General features: G+C 70.7%; 18 protein-coding genes. 11 read left to right on the top strand and 7 right to left on the bottom strand.

All coding sequences use genetic code 11. From position 1 onward, the window contains the following. Positions 1–169: 169 nt before the first annotated feature. Positions 170–685, bottom strand: a complete 516-nt coding sequence (locus OG568_RS15475) for a MarR family winged helix-turn-helix transcriptional regulator (RefSeq protein WP_329531993.1) — start codon at positions 683–685, stop codon at positions 170–172. A gap of 158 nt (positions 686–843) precedes the next feature. Between OG568_RS15475 and lgt the strand changes: the two genes are divergently transcribed. Both lgt and OG568_RS15485 read left to right on the top strand, forming a co-directional pair. Continuing rightward, positions 844–1,728 (top strand): prolipoprotein diacylglyceryl transferase, encoded by an 885-nt coding sequence (lgt, locus tag OG568_RS15480; RefSeq protein WP_329531994.1) that lies wholly within the window; start codon positions 844–846, stop codon positions 1,726–1,728. Further along, positions 1,725–2,558, top strand: a complete 834-nt coding sequence (locus OG568_RS15485) for a phosphatase PAP2 family protein (protein ID WP_329531995.1) — start codon at positions 1,725–1,727, stop codon at positions 2,556–2,558. Before lgt ends, OG568_RS15485 begins: the two co-directional genes overlap by 4 nt. Here OG568_RS15485 and OG568_RS15490 read toward each other — a convergent pair. Together OG568_RS15490 and OG568_RS15495 are read right to left on the bottom strand one after the other, a co-directional pair. After that, positions 2,513–2,707, bottom strand: a complete 195-nt coding sequence (locus tag OG568_RS15490) for a hypothetical protein (protein WP_329531996.1) — start codon at positions 2,705–2,707, stop codon at positions 2,513–2,515. The genes OG568_RS15485 and OG568_RS15490 overlap by 46 nt on opposite strands. 25 nt (positions 2,708–2,732) lie before the next feature. Further along, positions 2,733–4,190: an MFS transporter gene (locus tag OG568_RS15495; protein WP_329531997.1), complete on the bottom strand. Its 1,458-nt coding sequence runs from the start codon at positions 4,188–4,190 to the stop codon at positions 2,733–2,735. Positions 4,191–4,351: 161 nt separating this feature from the next. Between OG568_RS15495 and OG568_RS15500 the strand changes: the two genes are divergently transcribed. Further along, a complete protein-coding gene (locus OG568_RS15500; protein ID WP_329531998.1) occupies positions 4,352–4,558 on the top strand; it encodes a three-helix bundle dimerization domain-containing protein in 207 nt (68 codons plus the stop codon). A gap of 244 nt (positions 4,559–4,802) precedes the next feature. Next, positions 4,803–5,432 carry a uracil-DNA glycosylase gene (locus OG568_RS15505; protein ID WP_329531999.1) on the top strand — a complete coding sequence of 210 codons (630 nt, stop codon included), beginning with the start codon at positions 4,803–4,805 and terminating at the stop codon, positions 5,430–5,432. 313 nt (positions 5,433–5,745) lie between these two features. Here OG568_RS15505 and OG568_RS15510 read toward each other — a convergent pair whose 3' ends face one another. Beyond that, positions 5,746–6,423 carry a DUF429 domain-containing protein gene (locus tag OG568_RS15510; protein ID WP_329532000.1) on the bottom strand — a complete coding sequence of 226 codons (678 nt, stop codon included), beginning with the start codon at positions 6,421–6,423 and terminating at the stop codon, positions 5,746–5,748. Positions 6,424–6,490: 67 nt separating this feature from the next. Beyond that, positions 6,491–7,645 (bottom strand): PD-(D/E)XK nuclease family protein, encoded by a 1,155-nt coding sequence (locus tag OG568_RS15515; RefSeq protein WP_329532001.1) that lies wholly within the window; start codon positions 7,643–7,645, stop codon positions 6,491–6,493. 160 nt (positions 7,646–7,805) lie between these two features. Here OG568_RS15515 and OG568_RS15520 point away from each other — a divergent pair, with 160 nt between their 5' ends. The 4 genes from OG568_RS15520 (at position 7,806) to OG568_RS15535 (ending at position 13,334) form a co-directional block, all read left to right on the top strand. Further along, positions 7,806–8,579: a hypothetical protein gene (locus tag OG568_RS15520; protein WP_329532002.1), complete on the top strand. Its 774-nt coding sequence runs from the start codon at positions 7,806–7,808 to the stop codon at positions 8,577–8,579. Positions 8,580–8,760: 181 nt separating this feature from the next. Further along, positions 8,761–10,038 carry an EfeM/EfeO family lipoprotein gene (locus OG568_RS15525; protein ID WP_329532003.1) on the top strand — a complete coding sequence of 426 codons (1,278 nt, stop codon included), beginning with the start codon at positions 8,761–8,763 and terminating at the stop codon, positions 10,036–10,038. Beyond that, positions 10,035–11,255 carry an iron uptake transporter deferrochelatase/peroxidase subunit gene (gene efeB, locus OG568_RS15530; RefSeq protein ID WP_329532004.1) on the top strand — a complete coding sequence of 407 codons (1,221 nt, stop codon included), beginning with the start codon at positions 10,035–10,037 and terminating at the stop codon, positions 11,253–11,255. Before OG568_RS15525 ends, efeB begins: the two co-directional genes overlap by 4 nt. Before the next feature lie 198 nt (positions 11,256–11,453). Next, positions 11,454–13,334: a phospholipase C gene (locus OG568_RS15535; RefSeq protein WP_329532005.1), complete on the top strand. Its 1,881-nt coding sequence runs from the start codon at positions 11,454–11,456 to the stop codon at positions 13,332–13,334. 169 nt (positions 13,335–13,503) lie between these two features. Here OG568_RS15535 and OG568_RS15540 read toward each other — a convergent pair whose 3' ends face one another. After that, positions 13,504–14,937, bottom strand: coding sequence for a sensor histidine kinase (locus OG568_RS15540; protein ID WP_329532006.1), 1,434 nt, complete (start codon positions 14,935–14,937; stop codon positions 13,504–13,506). After that, the gene (locus tag OG568_RS15545; protein WP_329532007.1) at positions 14,927–15,625 is read right to left on the bottom strand and encodes a response regulator transcription factor; all 699 of its coding nucleotides are present in this window, start codon (positions 15,623–15,625) and stop codon (positions 14,927–14,929) included. Before OG568_RS15545 ends, OG568_RS15540 begins: the two co-directional genes overlap by 11 nt. A gap of 181 nt (positions 15,626–15,806) precedes the next feature. Between OG568_RS15545 and OG568_RS15550 the strand changes: the two genes are divergently transcribed. From OG568_RS15550 to OG568_RS15560, 3 genes are all read left to right on the top strand, one after another. Next, positions 15,807–16,499, top strand: a complete 693-nt coding sequence (locus OG568_RS15550; protein ID WP_329532008.1) for a DUF2202 domain-containing protein — start codon at positions 15,807–15,809, stop codon at positions 16,497–16,499. A gap of 126 nt (positions 16,500–16,625) precedes the next feature. Beyond that, positions 16,626–16,952 (top strand): rhodanese-like domain-containing protein, encoded by a 327-nt coding sequence (locus OG568_RS15555; RefSeq protein WP_329532009.1) that lies wholly within the window; start codon positions 16,626–16,628, stop codon positions 16,950–16,952. Between the two features lie 86 nt (positions 16,953–17,038). Beyond that, positions 17,039–18,253 carry an NAD(P)/FAD-dependent oxidoreductase gene (locus OG568_RS15560; RefSeq protein ID WP_329532010.1) on the top strand — a complete coding sequence of 405 codons (1,215 nt, stop codon included), beginning with the start codon at positions 17,039–17,041 and terminating at the stop codon, positions 18,251–18,253. Positions 18,254–18,294 lie beyond the last annotated feature (41 nt).

Here is an 18,294-nt window from a genome sequence, read left to right on the forward strand (position 1 = left end):
ACGGCACACCTCCTGGACCGTGAACCCCCGCGCAGGCTCCCCAAGTCGGCCAACGCGCGCGGGACCAGGAGGGTGCCGAGGCAGGGTGTGCGCCGATCCTCAGTGCGCACCCCGCGGAGGCCACCACGCGCCGCCCTCAGTACATGTACTCGGCTGCTCCGCGGCGCGCCTACTGCAGCGCGTCGCCTCCAAGGCCGTCGGCCGGCTCGCCAAGGTTCTCGGCGAGCCGGAAGAGGGCCGGCAGTGCGCCCGAGATCGCCCGGCGCTCGGCGTCGTCGAGGGCGGCGAGCGCGGCGTCCATGCGGCGCTCGTGGGCGGCGGTCCAGGCGGCGAGCTGTTCGCGCCCGGCGTCGGTGAGGGTGACCACGGAAGCGCGGCGGTCGGCCGGATCGACGTCACGCGCGACCAGCCCCGCGGTGATCATCTGTCCGATCAGCCCGCTGACGGTGCTCGGGGCCAGGCGCTGACGGGAGGCGAGGTCGCTGACGCGGGCCGGGGAGTGTTCACCGAGCACCTGCAGCAGTTCGACCTGGGCCATGGGGAGGGTCTCCCACGGGTAGTCGGTGCGGATCGAGGCCCTCAGCGCGCGGCGCAGCCGGGTGACGGCCTCGGTGAGCAGGCGTGCGTCCGGAGGCTGTCCGGCGGAACGGGGCGGAGAGACCTCGGAGTCGGGCTGCGCAGACATGCGCCAAGAGTAGTCGGACCACGCCCGGGTACAGCCCGGCGTCCGCCGTGTGGACGCTCCGCCCGCACCGATTCCGAATGCTTCGGTGTCCGATGTATTGTCGTGCGGGTACTCCGGCCGCGGGCCGGGTCCCAGATCACGCGAGAACGGTCGACCTGATGAACGTGGCGTACCTGCCCAGTCCCTCGCAGGGAGTGTGGCACCTCGGGCCACTGCCGATCCGCGCGTACGCGCTGTGCATCCTGGCCGGCATCTTCACCGCCGTCTGGCTCACCGGCCGCCGCTGGGAGGCCCGGGGCGGGCGCCGCGAGGACATCGCGGACATCGCGATCTGGGCGGTACCGTTCGGCATCCTCGGCGGCCGTCTCTACCACGTGATCACCGACCCGGAGCTGTACTTCGCTTCCGGCAAGCAGCCCCTGCACGCGCTGTTCATCTGGGACGGCGGCCTGGGCATCCCCGGCGCGGTGGCGCTGGGTGCGGTCGGCGCCTGGCTCGGCTGCCGCCGCCGTGGCGTCAAGCTGTCCGACTTCGCCGACGCCGTCGCCCCGGGGCTGGTGCTGGCCCAGGCGATCGGCCGCTGGGGCAACTACTTCAACCAGGAGCTGTACGGCGGCCCCACCCATCTGCCGTGGGCGCTGTACATCGACCCGGCCAACCGCCCCGCCGACTCCCCCACCATCGCCCTGTACCACCCCACGTTCCTGTACGAGTCGCTGTGGGACCTCGGCGTGATGGCCCTGCTGCTGTGGCTCGACGCCCGCCACCACCAGCGGCTGCGGCGCGGACGCCTGTTCGCCTGCTACGTCCTGGCCTACACCACCGGCCGGGCCTGGATCGAGGCGCTGCGCATCGACCACGCCAACCACTTCCTGGGCCTGCGCCTGAACGACTACGTCTCCCTCATCCTGTTCACCGGCGCGCTGGCATACCTGATCGTCTCCCGGCGTCCGCGCCCGGACGACGACGCCCCGTACCCGGCCCCGGACGCTGCGGATGCCGAGCCGGTGCCCGCCCAGGCGTCCGCGCGGGAGAAGGCGTGAGGGAGGCCACCCAAGCGTCGCCGGCCACCTCCGGGCACCCGCCGCGTCCAAGAGGGCGCATCGGCCCGCTGCTGCCCGCCCGCCTGCGCCCCCTGGACCGGCCCCGGCTGTGGATGGAACTGGCCTGCAGCGGGCTCCTCTACTGGGCCTACACCCTCACCCGCAACGCCGTACCCGCCCACCGCACCGCCGCCCTGCACCGCGCCCACGCCATCTGGCACGCCGAGCAGGTGCTCCACGTGGACATCGAACTCACCGTCAACCACGCCGCCGACCGGGTCGGCTGGCTGATCGTGGGGATGAACTACTACTACGCCACCCTGCACTTCATCGTCACCATCGGCGTCCTGGTGTGGCTGTACGTCCGCCACCCGGGCCACTACCGCGCAGTGCGCACCGCCCTCTATACCGCCACCCTGCTGGCACTGGCCGGCTTCGCGTTCCTGGCCACGGCCCCGCCCCGGTTCCTGGCCGGACGCGGGTTCATCGACACGGTAGTCGTCCACCACACCTGGGGATCGTGGGCGTCGGGGGACGTTGCCTCCCTCTCCAACCAGTACGCCGCGATGCCCTCGGTACACATCATCTGGTCCGCCTGGTCCGGCCTCACCCTGGCCTTCCTCGCCCGCCACACCTGGGTGCGGGTGCTGGGCCTCTGCTACCCGCTGGCGACCTTCACCGTCATCCTGGCCACCGCCAACCACTTCGTCACCGACGCGGCAGCCGGCGCAGCCACCCTCGCACTCGGCTTCCTCATCCAACGGCTCCTCACCGGCCGCCCGGCCTACCCAGCTCTACGGCGGAACGCCCTCACGGCCAGCAAGCCCTGACGCACCGCCAGTACCGCCCAGACCCCGGCGACGGCGGCCAGCCAGCGCGCCTGCAACACCACCGCGCCCGTCACCGCGAGCGCGGCGACCAGGACGTCCAGACTGGTCACCCAGGCGTCCCACACCCACTCGCCGGTGTTCCGGATCACTCCCGCGATCCCCTCTCGGACCCCGTCACAACGTCTCCCGTACCCCCTTCGGCTCCCCGCCCGGGCTCAGCCAGGCCGACGCAACCGCGACGGCCGAGGCCGCCACGAGGATCGCGGAGGCCCACCGGGCACCGGCCTGGCCACCGCCACCGCCGGCCAGGTGGAGGGCAAGAGTGACCAGGGCGACGCCCAGTGCGGTGCCCAGACCACGCGTCATGTTGACCAGGCCACCTCCGGTGCCGGAGGCGCGGGCCGGGATCGCCCTCATGATCATGGTGTTGTTGGCCGGGGTGAAAGTGCCCAAACCCAGCCCGGCCAGTGCCAGGACCGGCACCAGCCAGGCGATCGTCAACGGAACAGCCTGCAGCGCGGCCATGGCGAGGGCGAAGACACCGGCTCCGGCCAGGCAGCGCCTGCGGTCGGCCAGGGAGCGCGGCAGCAGCCGGTCACCTCCGGTCGCGGCCAAAGCGAACCCGGCCGGCAGCGCCGTCAGCACCGTCCCGGCCATCAACGCCGAAGTGCCCCGCGCCATGAGAACGACCGGCACCAGCACCAACGGTCCGAACAGCACCAGGTACCCGCTCAGCGCTCCGATCAGCCCGAACGCCACCGCCCGCCCCCGCAGCAGAGCCAGGTCCAGCAGCGGCGCGACGGCCCGACGCTGCCGGCGCACGAAGCCCCAGCCCGCCACCGCGGCCACTGCGAACAGCACGGCCACACCCCAGCCGGGCACCGGCAGCCCGGAGGCCGCCGACACACCCAGAAGCACGCTGGTAGTCGCCACCGCCAGCAGGGACAACCCCTGCCAGTCGAAGCCCACCACGCGGGTACGGCCCCGGGTACGCGGCACCAGATAGTGCCCGGCCACCAGCGCGACCAGCCCAACCGGCACGTTCACCCCGAACACCCAGCGCCAGCCCAGCGTCGACACCAGCACCCCGCCCACCGTCGGCCCCAAAGCCAGACCCAGCGCCTGCGCGGCGGCCTGCACCCCCAACGCCGTGCGCATCCGCTCCGGCGGCGCACTGGTGGTCACCAGCGCCACGCTGTTGGCCTGCATCAGCGCCGCCCCGGCCGCCTGCACCACCCGGAAGCCCACCAGCGCCGCCAGCGACGGCGCCAGCCCACAGGCGGCGGACGCCAGCGTGAACACCGCGAACCCGTACAGGTACAGCAGCTTGCGGCCGTGCGCGTCGGCCAGCCGCCCGGCCGGAATCAGCAGCGCCACCAGAGTGATCAGATAGGCCAGCGACACCCACTCCACCGCCGCCAGAGACGTACGGAACTCTGTACGCAGACTGCCGTAGGTCAGCGTCACGATGCTCGCGTCCAACTGCCCCATGAACGCCCCGAAGCACACCGTGCCCACCGCCAGCCACCAGGCGTTCGGCCGCGACCGTATCCCTTCCGGACGAGCCCGCTCCACGGTGAGCACGGCGGACCAGCGTCTCCTGGACGGGCGGGGACTCATGCGGGTGGCCATACCCCTCAGGATATATCGGTCACCGAAATGTTTTGCTATCGTTCCATCTCGGGTTCCGCGGCAGCGCCACCCGCACCGCCCAGATGACGGCGCGAGGAATGTCCATGGCGCCGCCGCGGGCCTCCCCACCCAGACGCAACACCCTGACATCAGGGGGAGCCGTGCCGATTGACCTCGACGAGGACGCCGCCATCCTGCGCGTCACCGACCAGCTCAAGACCTCCTACAGCGACCGCCACACACCCGACGAGATCGAGGCCGCGGTCGCCGAAGCCCGCGAGTCCCTCAGCGCCCTCCCGATTCGAACCCACATACCCGTCCTCGTGGAACGCAAGGCCCGCCGCATCCTCAGCGAGCACACCGGCTGAGGAAGAGCCCAGGGGAAGTTGCCGCCGTGACGTGGCCGCGGATCACCGGCTTCCCCGCGCACGCCGGCAGGCATCCCGGGGTCGTCGGCGCGCGACGGACGATGGCCAGGCACCCTCTGGAGCGAGTCGTATCAGGCCACTCGCAGCCCCGGAACCGCGATGAGAAGGTCCACCACGGCCTCCTCGGACCAGTGCCAGTGGGCGCGGCTACCGTGGACCGCCACATCTGAATCCGGAGGATGAAGTGGTCAGACGCATGGCGGACGAGGCGTTCCGCGACGAGCAGGAGAGCGGCCGGTACGCGCCGCATGTCCGTGCCATCAACGAGATGGTCGATGAACTGCGCGACCAGGACGGCCGCGGCTGGATGCCGTACGTGGCTCCCTGGCACGGGGGCGTCGACGCACGCGTGTTGTCGGTTCTGCGCGATCCGGGCCCCAAGACCCAGGACGGCAGCGGTTCGGGTTTCCTGTGCATGGAAAACGACGACGCCACGGCCGAACGCCAGTGCACCGGCTTTACCGAAGCGGGCATAGACGCCCGCGTCACCACCCCCTGGAATGCCTACCCCTGGTACATCAACCGCGCCCCCAACGCCGAGGAACGCAGAGCCGGCGTCACTGTTCTGGCCCGCCTCCTCGGTCTGCTTCCCCGCCTTGAAGTAGTCCTTTTGCAAGGAGTCGACGCGCAGGACATCTGGCGACGACTGGAGAAGACCCACCCCCAGCTCGTGGGCGAGGCACAGTACGAGGTCGTCCACACCTATCACCCCGGCCGGCAGGCCCTGTGGTCGCCGGACCCTGCCATCCGAGCAGCCCGGGAACAACAGCGCCACGACTCATACCAGCAGGTGGCGCAAGCGCTCCAGCGGTAGCAGGCACAGCGGCAACTCGACGGCGGCAGCACCGCACCGTCGCCGGCTTCCCGGATGAAGATCACTGCTCACGTCGGCGGGAGGATGGCGTGGAGTACGTGTGCCGCATGCCGACACACGTCACCCGCGTGTGGGTCTTGTCCAGCTCCTGCGGATGAGACGAGCCTGCGAAGCGGCGGCGAAGCGTGCTCCCGGGCCGGACGCCGCTCGACCCGATCGGTAGCGACGACCGCCATCGCAAGCGGACGAACGGGTCGCTCAGCACCCACTGTCTTCCCAGGGCCCTGCGAGAGGCGTCGGCATCCGACGCTGGTCAGAAACGAATCTCGACGGCGCGGCCTTCCGCGTCGAGCTGGGGCACCTCGGGAACCCTGCCCGAGGTCCCCCGTGCGATCCGGTACGCCGACCAGGCCGCGCCGGCAGCGTCGAGAACGTCGTCCGCGGGAACACGATCCGCCTCACCGAGCACGTCCGGGAGGACGATCCCGGCCCCGGCCAACAGGGAGCGGCGCAGGTGCTGCCCGCGCCAGGTCTTCTTCGCGTAAGCCGGCGAAACCCCGTCCGCCAGGGCGGAGAAGCACACCTCGGGGTGCACCTCGTGGACCCGTTCATCGGCGAGCCAGCATGCCCGAGCCTCAAGCAGCTTCGGGGCCAGCGCCCACGCCTGCTGACTCAACCGGTTACCGGTGAGCTCCTGGCACCGGTCGGCTGCCGCCACGTACTCGCGTTCCTGCCACACCGGTCTCGGCGCGATGAGGAAGACACTGTTGCGCCGCACACCGAGCAGGGCCTTGGCCGCCAGGTCCGCGGCACGCCAGCCCTTCTCGACGAGCCCGAGCGGCATGTCCACCGCGATCACCCGCGCTCCGACGGCACGCTCGATCAGCGTGTCGAGCCGGCTATCCACCAGGCTGCCCGCGTACGCGCCGTCCGTGAGCCCGATCCCGACCCAGCCCTGCTTACCGCAGGCGTCGACTCCCAGGACGTCCATCCCATCCACCCCGTCATACAAGGAGCGCAACCTACCGCGACGGCGCCCGTCCGATAGCCCACCACGGTCAGCTGTCCACACGGAGGACTTCACCGAACGCGTCCGCATGGGCCTTCAGCGCCTCGCGGGCGAAGGTGACGCCCAGGTCCACGACCTGTTCGATCGTCAGATCGGGTGCCGGGATGCTGCGGTAGACGAAGTCGGGGGCGAAGCCGTTGAAGGTCAGCGGCTGGTGCGGGGCGACGCCGGGACGTTCGGGTCCGGTGTCGCCGAGCAGGTCCCGCGCCCGGTCGAAGCGGAAGTAGTCGCCGTAGGCGCGCGCCTGGCCCTCGCGGACCTCCCGTCGCTCCTCGCCCTTCCCGTGCCCGGGGCCCGTGCCGGTCAGATACACGAGACGGAACTGGCCCTCCTGGATCTGCCAGCCGAAACCGGGTCCCGGGCAGGCGGTGAACATCTCGACGATGCCCTGGCCCCGGCTCATCGCGGTACGTACCAGGATCCCCTCCCGCTCGATCTCCCCCGCCAGCTCCGCCCGGATCCGGTTCGTGGCGTGCAGGCAGCGCATCTTCTGCACCGTCGCGTCCAGGCGAGCGGGCCGGAGGATTGCTGCCGCCTCCGCGGGAAGCAGCAACGGCTCCGAATCGGCGGGCGTGCCGACCTCGGCGCTCAGGTCCACGAGTGTGCCGATCAGGCCGAGCCAGCGCTCGAACACGTCGGCGCCGAAGCGGTCCGCCCCGCGCAGCTCCGGAAGGCAGGGACGCAGCGTGGCGGCCAGCTCGTCGTAGCCGCGCCAGTGCCACGCCGTCCCGGCCGGTGTCGTCCACGTCCGTCCCGGCCATCCGGGATCGAGCAGGCTCAGCAGCACCAGGACGGGACGGTCGAGCCCGTGCAGCTTGCCGTCGGCGTAGGAGTCCAACTGGTCGGTGTCCGGGAGCGAGAACACCTTGTTCTCCATCACCAGCGGGCTGCGACCGGGGTATTCCACGACAAGATCGAGGTTCCGCCACTCCCGCCGCACCCGCACCCGACCCAACCCATGACCACTCTCGGGTATCTGCCAGGCATCCAGAAGGGCCTCGCCCAGCACCGGATGGTGCTCCACGTACCAGGCGAGCGTGTCGCTGTGGAACAGTTCCTTGCTGCCCCTCGACATGGCGAAGACCACGTCGCCGGTCAGCGACTCCACCAGGTCGGAGAGTCGCGCGAATGAACCGCCGGGCACCCGTTGCCTCCCGCAAGGTCGAAGCACACGTGCACAGCCGACCCACTTGGCCTCGGCGCGAGCACCCGGCAGGCCAGGGTAGCCGCCTTCCCCTCGTCCGTTCCGTGCCGGGTTCCGCGACCACTCGCCGGCACCTGCGTGCCTGGCATCATTCCGCGGCATGGGAAGGGACAACAGCGACGAGGCGTACGTCCTCGATCTGTGCGACGAACTGCTCGGCGAACGCGGCCTGCGCCAGCACCGGTTCGACTGGCTGCTGGGCGACCCGGGGACGAACGGACGGCGCATGAGGCTGCCGGTCGACGCGTACTGGCCCGGTCAGCACCTGGTGGTCGAGTACCGGGAGATCCAGCACGACCAGCCGGTGCCGCACTTCGACAAGCCGGACCGGCTCACCGTCAGCGGCGTGCACCGTGGGGAGCAGCGCGCGCTCTACGACGCCCGTCGCGACACCCTGATCCCGCAGCACGGGATCCGTCTGGCGGTGATCCGGCCCGCTGACCTCGACGCCGACTCCAGGGGCCGCCTTCGCCGAACCAGAGACACGGACCTGCAGGCGGTACAGACGATCCTCGCACCGGTAAGCGACGAGGACCGCGTCACCGATGCCTTTCGCCGTCATCTGATCGCCGACGGATGGACCGTGGTCACCCCTACGGACCGGTGGACCGACGTCGAGGCCGTACGCGGCGAGGAGCGACTGATCGCCGAGGCGAAGGGCCGCACCCAGGAGAAGGGGATCGACGCCGACATCGCCTACGGCCAGTTGCTGCGCCGCATGACGAGCAGCTCCCCGAACATCCGCTACACGCTCGTCGTACCGACATCCTCGCTGTGGCATGCGCAACGCGTCCCAGCCCACATCCGGCGGCTGCTGCGGATCGACCTGTACGAGGTGGCCGACGACGGAGGGGTGAACCATCACCCCTCCTGACCAGCCCACGGCCGGAACCCGCCGTGAGACCGCCATGCTTGTGGACGAACGGATGAACCACGGGCGAATTCTCGATCGCCGTCCGGTCAGAACAGGGTCAAGAGGCCCGGTCAGGGCCCTGCGACCTGCCTAGGATCAAGAACACCGCTCCCGTTCGTACGACTCCCTCTGGAGGCCCGGCGTGCCCGTCACCAAGCGCGGCGCCGAAGCCGAACCCGGTCCGATATCGCCCCCGGATCCAGCACCGGCATCGTCTGCCCCGGCCGCCCGCCGCCGTACCGTGCTGCTCGCGGCGGGTGCTCTCGTGGCGGTGGCGGCCGTGGGGGCCGGAGTTCTCGCGGCCCGGGGATCCGGTTCGAGCGCGCGGCCAGCCGCCGCTGCCGACGGGCTCCCGCACACCACCGTCGAGGTCGCGACCTCCGGCTGCGGCAGCGGCTGGACGCACCCGCAAGCCGGTCACCAGGTCTTCGAATTGCACAACACATCCAGTACCGCGGCCGAGGTGTATCTCACCGACGCGAAGACCGGTGCCGTCTACGGCGAGGTCGAGGGGCTGGCGCCGGGTACCGTCCGGCCGCTCGGGGTGACCCTCGGGAACGGGTCGTACGCCTTCAAGTGTCTGCCCGACGACGCGGACGCCGTGACCGGACCGACCGTGCGGATCAGCGGCTCGAAGGTGAAGAGCGGGCCCGCGGCCGTGCCGATCACTCAGCAGGAACTCATCCCGCCAACGCTGGCCTACCAGAAGTGGATTCAGGGCCGGACCGTCGAACTCGCCCAGAAGACCGACGTGTTGCGGGCCGCCGTCGATCGCGGTGATCTCGCGGCGGCCTGGAGGGCTTGGCTGCCCGCGCATCTCGTGTACGAGCGGATGGGCGCCGCCTACGGCACGTTCGGTGACTCCGACGGGGCGATCAACGGCACCACGGCCGGGCTGTCCGGCGGGGTGCACGATGCCGGGTTCACCGGGTTCCACCGGGTCGAGTACGGGCTGTGGCACGGCGAGTCGGCGAGCGGGCTGCGTGGTCCCGCCGATCAACTCGCCAAGGATGTCCACGCGTTGGAGGGCAGTTGGCCCGCTCAGCGGATGGATCCGGCCGACACCGGTCTGCGTGCGCACGAGATCCTGGAGAACACCGTGCAGTTCGAGCTGACCGGCCGCACCGACTACGGCAGCGGGACCAATCTGGCCACCGCCCGCGCCAATCTCGACGGCACCCGCGTGCTGCTCGGATACCTGGGCCCGCTGCTGAAGACGCGTGACGCGGGGTTCGCTGAACTCGGCGACTGGATGGACCGGGCGCAGCACACCTTGGACGGCCTCGACCACTCCGGAAAGTGGACACCACTCTCCCAACTCTCGCGTCCGCAGCGGGAGAAGGTCGACGCCGACCTCGGTGGACTGGTCGAGCGGCTGGCCGACGTGGCCGCCCTCACGGACGTACGGAGGACCGCGTGAAGCGCGTGAACGAGGTGGGCCGCCGAGGTTTTCTGGCGAGTGCGGCAGCTGTGGCCGGTGGCGGTCTGGTCGCCGCCGATCGTGGTGCCGCCGCGGCTGCCGTGCAGACGCCGGCCACCACCGTGCCCTTCCACGGGGTCCATCAGGCCGGGATCGTCACCCCGGCGCAGCGCGCCACGGCGTTCGTGTCCTTCGACACCACCGCCGCGGACAAGTCCGAACTCACCGACCTGCTGCGGACGTTGACCGACCGGGCCCGCTTCCTCACCACCGGCGGCAGCCCGGCGGACCTGGGCATCACCGCCCCGCCCTCCGACTCGGGCACGCTCGGCCCGGACCTCCCCGCCGACCGGCTGAGCATCACGGTCGGCGTCGGGGCGTCCCTCTTCGACGACCGCTATGGGCTCGCGAAGCTCGCGCCCCGCCGGCTCACCGCGATGCCGTCGTTCCCGGACGACGATCTCAACTCCGCCTGGTGTCACGGCGATCTGAGTGTGCAGTTCTGCGCCGACAGCGCGGACACTGTGCTGCACGCCCTGCGCGATGTCACCCGGCACACGCGCGGTGGTCTCCAAGTGCGGTGGCGTACGGACGGGTTCATCAGTCCGCCGCGCCCGTCGGGCACCCCGCGCAATCACCTGGGCTTCAAGGACGGCATCTCCAACCCGGAGGTGACCGATGCCCGCGCGATGAACGACCTTGTGTGGGTGGGCGGTAGCGGAGGCGAGCCGGACTGGGCGACCGGTGGCAGCTATCAAGTCGTGCGGCTGATAAGGATGTTGGTGGAGTTCTGGGACCGGGTCTCGATCACCGAGCAGGAGCGGATGTTCGGCCGGGCCCGGGACACCGGCGCTCCGCTGGACGGGCGGCACGAGAAGGACACGCCCAATTTCGCGCAGGACCCGCAGGGCGATGTGATCCCGCTCGACAGCCACATCCGGCTGGCCAACCCGCGCACCGCGCAGAGTGCCGATCAGCGCATCCTGCGCCGGGGTTACAACTACGACCGGGGCATGGACAGCAACGGCAACCTCGACATGGGCCTGCTGTTCTGCTGCTACCAGCAGGACCTGGCCCGGCAGTTCGCGAAGGTGCAGGAGCGGCTCGCCGGTGAACCGCTGGTCGACTACATCTCGCCGTACGGTGGCGGCTACTTCTTCGCGCTGCCCGGCGTACGGGACGCGTCCGACTGGCTGGGCCGCACCCTGCTGGCCTGAGACACTGCTGATCTGAGACATGGGTCAAGAACAGGCCAACAAACCATGAGAATCTCCTGACCCGCCGTTCGCCTTGACGTCATTGCCGCTCCCCCGGGCCGCCGCCACCATTGCGCAGGATCCGGCTGTAGATGGCACAAACATCGAATCTGCGGGCCGGGCCCTGGACTTCGATGCTCCCTCGGAAGGCGAGACAGCATGATCGGCACAGGAAGATCCTCAGGTGGGCGACGTCAGGTGACGCGCATTGGCGCCTTGCTCGGCGCTGCCGCACTGGCGACCGCTGGCGGGGCCGTCCCCGCGTCGGCGAACTCCGGCGGTCACCACCCCTCCGGCACCCACACCGCGACACCGATCAAGCACGTGGTCGTGATCTACGACGAGAACGTCTCCTTCGACCACTACTTCGCCACCTACCCGCAGGCCGCGAACACCGACGGGACGAGGTTCAAGGCCGCAGCGCACACGCCGAAGGCCGACAACCTGCTCAACGCCGGGCTGCTGAAGAAGAACCCGAACCTCTACACGCCCACCCGGCTGAGCAGTTCGCAGGCGATGACCTGCGACCAGAACCACTCCTACGGCCCCGAGCAGTACGCGGCCGACGGCGGCAAGGCCGACAAGTACGTCGAGAACACCGAGGTCAACAAGTGCTCTGGCCTCTTCGGTGAGCCCGGCCTGGTCATGGACTACTACGACGGCAACACCGTCACGGGTCTGTGGAACTACGCCCAGCAGTACTCCCTCAACGACAAGTCGTTCAGCTCGGTCTACGGCCCCTCGACGCCCGGCGCGCTGAACCTGATCTCCGGTCAGACCCACGGCGTGATCTCGGTCGACCCGGCCTCCGGCACCGAGAACCCGAAGCAGACGACGACCCCGGACTCGTACACCGTGGTCTCCCCGAACGCCAAGGGCGTCGGCACGGTCATCAACGACCCCGACCCGGCCTTCGACGACTGCTCGGACAAGGACCACACGAGCACCAACGCACTCGCGGTGATGCAGGGCGAGAACATCGGTGACCTGCTCAACAACAAGGGCGTGACCTGGGGTTGGTTCCAGGGCGGCTTCCGGCCCAGCACCGCGTGGGACGGCAAGAGCGGCGACTACGCGAAGTGTGCCGGCACCACCCACACCAACGTCGGCGGCGCCGCTTCCGAGGACTACAGCCCGCACCACTCGCCGTTCGAGTACTACAAGTCGACGTCCAACCCGCACCACCTGGCCCCCAAGAGCGTCAGCGAGATCGGCCGCAACGGGCGCGCCAACCACAACTACGACCTCACGGACTTCGACGCCGCTCTCAAGACCGGCAATCTCCCCGCGGTCAGCTTCCTGAAGGCGGCCGAGTACCAGGACGGGCACGCCGGTTACTCCGACCCGACGGACGAGCAGAACTTCCTGATCAAGGAGATCAACGCGCTGCAGCAGTCCCCGGAGTGGAAGTCCACCGCTGTCGTGCTCGCCTACGACGACTCCGACGGCTGGTACGACCACGTCACGTCGAAGGTGCGCAACGGCTCCACGGACTCCACCGTCGGTTCCAACGGCAAGGCCCTCGACAGTGCAGCCTGCCAGTCCGGTCCGGCCGCCAAGGGTGGCTACGCGGACCGCTGCGGGCCGGGCACCCGGCAGCCGCTGCTGGTCATCTCGCCGTACAGCAAGGTCAACAAGGTCGACCACACCGCCACCGAGCAGGCGTCGATCACCCGGTTCATCGAGAACAACTGGCACACCGGCCGGATCGGTGACGCGTCCTTCGACCAGCGGGCCGGCAGCCTCACCGGCATGTTCGACTTCAAGCACCCGAACAACAAGCAGGTGCTGCTGAACACGGACGGCTCCGTGAAGTCGGTGAAGCGGATCCCGCACTACACGCAGACGGCCTCGTCCGCGTCCGACCTGGCCGCGTACAACCAGGACCTCGCCGCGCAGAACGTCTCCTATTCGGGTTCCACCTCAACGAGCCTGCCGATTGCCATCGCAGCCGGCATCCTCACCGCCGGCGCGGCAACCACCGCGTTCGCCCTGCACCGCCGCAAGGCGCGCACCCGGGGCGCGACCACGGCTGTGTGACCACTGCGGTGTGACCGCGCAACACCCCTGCGGACGGCGGGGTTCCTGCTCACGGGCCGGGACCCCGCCGTTGCCGCATACGCTCATCTGGACAAGACCCACAGGCCCGCAACGTGCCGGCTGCTGGGTGGAAGCCTTGGCCGACAGCAGGTGAACCCTGATGCCAGGGTCAATGGTGTGTCAGCCGGTCACCGGATGGCCGGGCGGCGCCGTCGCGCGGCAGCCGGATGACGATCCGTGTCCCTGCGGCGGGTTCCGAGAGGGCCGTGACGGTGCCGCCGTGCGCGGTGATCAGTTCTTTCACCACGGCGAGGCCGATGCCACTGCCGCCGCTGCGGTTCCGGGCGGCGCTGCCGCGCCAGAGCCGGTCGAAGACGTGCGGGAGTTCGTCGGCGGGAATGCCGGGGCCGTCGTCAGTGACCTCCACGAGTACCGTGTCGCCTTCGGCGGATGCGGTGACGGTGACAGTGTCGTCGGGGTGGCAGTAGCGGGCCGCGTTGCTCAGCAGGTTTCCCAGGGCCTGGTGGATGCGGTCGGCGTCGGCGTGGATGGGCAGCGGGTCGGTCACGATGCGGGTGCGGACGGTGAGTCCGGCGGCGCGCAGTTCGGCCTCCCGGTCGGTCACGGCATGGCGTACGAGGTGGGCGAGTTCGACCGGGGCCATGTTCAGGGACAGCCGGGCCGATTCGGCCTCGGACAGTTCGGCCAGGTCGCCGACGACGCGGCCAAGGCGCAGGGTCTGGTCGTGGAGTGCGGCCAGGCGGGCCGGTGAGGGGATGTCGTATCCGTCGCGCAGTTCCTCCAGGCCGGCCTGGAGCGCGGCCAGTGGGGTGCGCAGTTCGTGGGCGACATCGGCCGAGAGGCGGCGGCGGGCCTGCTCGGCGTGGGTGACGTCGTCGGCCATGGAGTCGAAGGCGCGGGAGAGGTCGCCCAGTTCGCCGGGCGCGTCCACCCGGGCGCGGGCGGTGTGGTCGCCGGCTGCGAGTGCGCGGGCGGTGCGGGCGACCCGTACGACCGGGTCGGTGAGGCGGCGGGTCACGAACCAGCTCACGGCCAGGGCCAGGGCCAGGGCGGCCAGCGCCGCGCCGGCGATCCAGCCCCAGGCGATGTTCCGGCCGGCCGATCCGGATGGGTAGGGAAAACGCAGGTGGACGGAGCCCACGGTGGTGCCGCCGGACACGATGTCGGCGCTCGCGGTGCGACCTGACCCGGCACCGGACATACCCGTGCCGTGTCCCTGACTCTGCATGCCCGTGCCGTGCTCCGTGTCGTCCGTGGAGTCGGCCGTGGACAGGATGACCCGGCTGTCGGTGTCTTGCACGGTGAGTACCGCGTCGGCGCCGGCCGCGATCGTACGGGTGGGGCCGAGGTCGGCCGCGCTCCAGCCGCCGGCCCTGCGGTAGGCCGCCGCCGCAGCGGCGGCCGTGCGGTCGGCGACGCGCTGCCGGTCGGCCTGCTGCGCTGTGCTGATCCCCCGGTCGGTGCCGACCAGGGCTGCGGCCGTCAGCAGGGCCACCGACGAGAGGGCCACGACGGCGAACGCCGCGAACAGCCGCCCGCCCAGGGGCCCGAGTCCCAGGCGCCGCCCGGCCTCACGCGTCACGGCTCAGTCCCAGCCGGTATCCCACGCCGAGCACCGTCTCGACGACGCCCGAGCCGTCGGGCCCCAGCTTGTGCCGCAGGTTCTTCACGTGCGAGTCGATGGTGCGTTCGTAGCCGGTGAACTCGTAGCCCTGGACCCGGTTGACGAGTTCGTAGCGCGAGTACACCCGCCCGGGGACCGAGGCGAGGGCGGTGAGCAGGCCCCACTCGGTCGGTGTCAGCTCCAGCGCCGTGCCGTCGAGCGTCGCCTCGTGCCGTGCTTCGTCGATGCGCAGCCGGCCCCCGCCGTACGAGACCGCCGATTCCCCCGGAGTGCCGGATGCCGCTCCGGCCCGGTGCAGCACCGCCTGGACGCGCAGCACCACTTCGGTGGGGCTGAACGGTTTGGTCACGTAGTCGTCGGCGCCCAGCCGCAGCCCGTGGATGCGGTCCTCGACCGCGCTGCGGGCCGTGAGCACCACGACCGGGATCCCGCCGCGGGCATGCGCCTCGCGCAGCACGTCGTCCCCGTCGACGTCCGGCAGACCCAGGTCCAGGACCGCCAGGTCCACCGACCCGTCACCGAGTAGCCGGATCGCCTCGGCACCGGAGCCGGTCGTCACCACCGCATACCCCGCCCGCTCCATGTAGCGGCGCAGCAGTTCGCGGATCTCCTTCTCGTCCTCGACGACGAGCACGGTGGTGGCCATGCACCCAGGTGTACGGGGCGCGGGCCGCCCCCGCCAGTGCCGAACAGCCCCTGCGGGCACGTCCGGTGGGCTCCATACCGCCTCCACACCACTGCCATGCCGTCTGCGACGCCCGGCGGGACGGTGAAAGCGCATCAACGAAGAGCACGCCAAGGGAAAGCAGATCCGGAGTAGGTGCCTCATGAAGCGCAACACCAAGCTCGCCACCGCGATCGCCGCGGCAGCGGCCGTCGTGACCGGCGGCATCCTCATCGCCGGACCGGCCACCGCCGGCGCGACCGGAGGGCAGACGCCGTCCGCGCGGTCCACCACGCAGAGCTCGATGATGATGAACGGTCAGCAGCACACCCACCGCCCCGGCGACGGGACGGGAGTCGGGGACGGCAACGGCCCCTGCTCGCGCTCCGGTTCGGCCGCCACCACCGCACCCAGCGGCACCCTGAGCGCGGCCCAGAAGACCACGCTCGCCCGCATGGCCCAGGAGGAGAAGCTCGCCCACGACCTCTACACCGTGTTCGCCGCCCGGTACGACGCCCACGTCTTCGACCGGATCGCCGCAGCCGAGACCCATCACCTCGATGCGGTCCGCACGCTCCTCGACCGCTACGACGTGAGCGACCCCACCACGGGCAAGGCGGCGGGCGACTTCACCGACACCACCGTCCAGGCCACGTACGACCGGCTGCTGAAGCAGGGCACGGCAAGCGTGGACGGCGCACTGAAGGCCGGCCTCACCTTCGAGACCGAGGACATCGCCGCCCTCACGAAGGCGCGGTCCGGGCTCGACGCCCCGGACGTCGAGCAGGTATACGCCAACCTGCTCGCGGCCTCGCGGATGCACCAGGCCGCCTTCGACTCGTGGCTCGTCCGGTGATCCCTGCCGACCGGTGCCCTTACCTGACGGGCAAAATACCCTAGGGGGTATTTGACAGCACTTCCGGGAGCACCCTACCCTCGCTGCCATAGATACCCCCTAGGGTATTCCGAGGAGGTTGCGAAGATGGCTCGTGAAGTGGATCTGGAAGCGTTCGCCGCGGCTCTGGCGGCCGGCGGGGTCGTCCTGGACGTCCGGGAGCAGGGCGAGTACCTGGTCGGCCACGTGCCGGGCGCGCGGCTGATGCCGCTCAGCGCGCTGGCGGGCCGGATCGGCGAACTGCCCGCCGGCCGGCCGGTGTACGTGATCTGCGCCAGCGGCAACCGCAGCCTGACCGCCGCCGACCGCATGAGTGGGGCCGGCATCGACGCGTACTCCGTGGCGGGCGGCACCAGCGGCTGGGCCCGAACCGGGCGCCCGCTGGTGACCGGACCCCACGCAACCGCGGCCTGATCGAGTCCGCCCCCTTTGGCCGCCTCTGGCCCCGGCCCGGTTCATCGGGCACCGCATCCGCACCCACATCCGATGGGAGTCCTTCCTTGGCCTCCATACCCTCATCCCCCACCCACCGTCACGTCGTCATCGTCGGCGGCGGCAGCGCCGGGATCAGCGTCGCGGCCCGGCTGCGCCGCGCCGGTGTCACCGGCATCGCCCTGATCGAACCGTCCGACACACACTGGTACCAGCCGCTGTGGACCCTGGTCGGCGGCGGCCAGGCCCCGCTGCGCGCCACCCGCCGCCCCGAGGCGTCGGTCGTCCCCGACGGAGTGCACTGGATCCGGCAGGCCGCCCGGGCAATCGACCCGGACCTGCGGACCGTCACCCTCGGCGACGGGCGCAGGCTCGGCTACGACTTCCTCGTCATGGCGCCCGGCCTCCAGCTCGACTGGAACGGCGTGCCGGGCCTCGCCGAGGCCATCGGCCATGACCGTGTCACCAGCAACTACGCACCCGAGTACGCCCCGCGCACCTGGGACCTGATCCGCGGCATGCGCTCGGGCACGGCCGTCTTCACCCACCCGGCCACCCCGCTCAAGTGCGGCGGCGCACCGCAGAAGATCGCCTACCTGGCCGCCGACCACTGGCGCAGGCAGAAGGTCCTGGACCGCATCCGGATCGTCCTCGTGATCCCCGACCCCGCCCTGTTCAAGGTGCCGGCCTGGTCCGAGGTACTGGAGAAGGTCGCCGCCCGGTACGGCATCGAGGTGCGGCTGCGTTCGGAGATGACCGCCGTCGACGGCGACGCCCGCGAACTGACCGTCACCGATCACGCCACCGGGACCAAGGAAACTCTCGCCTACGACCTCCTGCACGCGGTCCCGCCGCAGAGCGCCCCGGACTGGGTCAGGACCGGCCCGCTCGCCGACCCCGCGAGCCCGCAGGGATTCATCGCGGCCGACAAACACACCCTCCAACACCCCCGCCACCCGGAGGTCTTCGCGCTCGGCGACGTGGCGAACCTGCCCACGTCCAAGACCGGCGCGGCCGTCCGCAAGCAGTCCCCGGTGGTCGCCGCCAACCTGCTCGCCGTCATGCAGGGCGCCGAGCCCACCCGCCGCTACGACGGCTACACCTCCTGCCCGCTGGTGACCGCCCGCGACAAAATGCTGCTCGCCGAGTTCGACTACGACCTGCGGCCCACCCCGAGCTTCCCGCTGATCGACACCTTCAAGGAACGCCGCGACATGTGGCTGTTCAAGCGGTACGGCCTGCCGCCGCTGTACTGGCACGGCATGCTCACCGGCCGCCTCTGACCGGCCGGCCCGGGCCTCCCCCGACCCGGGCCGGTCACCTC

Origin of the sequence: Streptomyces sp. NBC_01450 (assembly GCF_036227505.1) — a bacterium.
Taxonomy (GTDB): domain Bacteria; phylum Actinomycetota; class Actinomycetes; order Streptomycetales; family Streptomycetaceae; genus Streptomyces.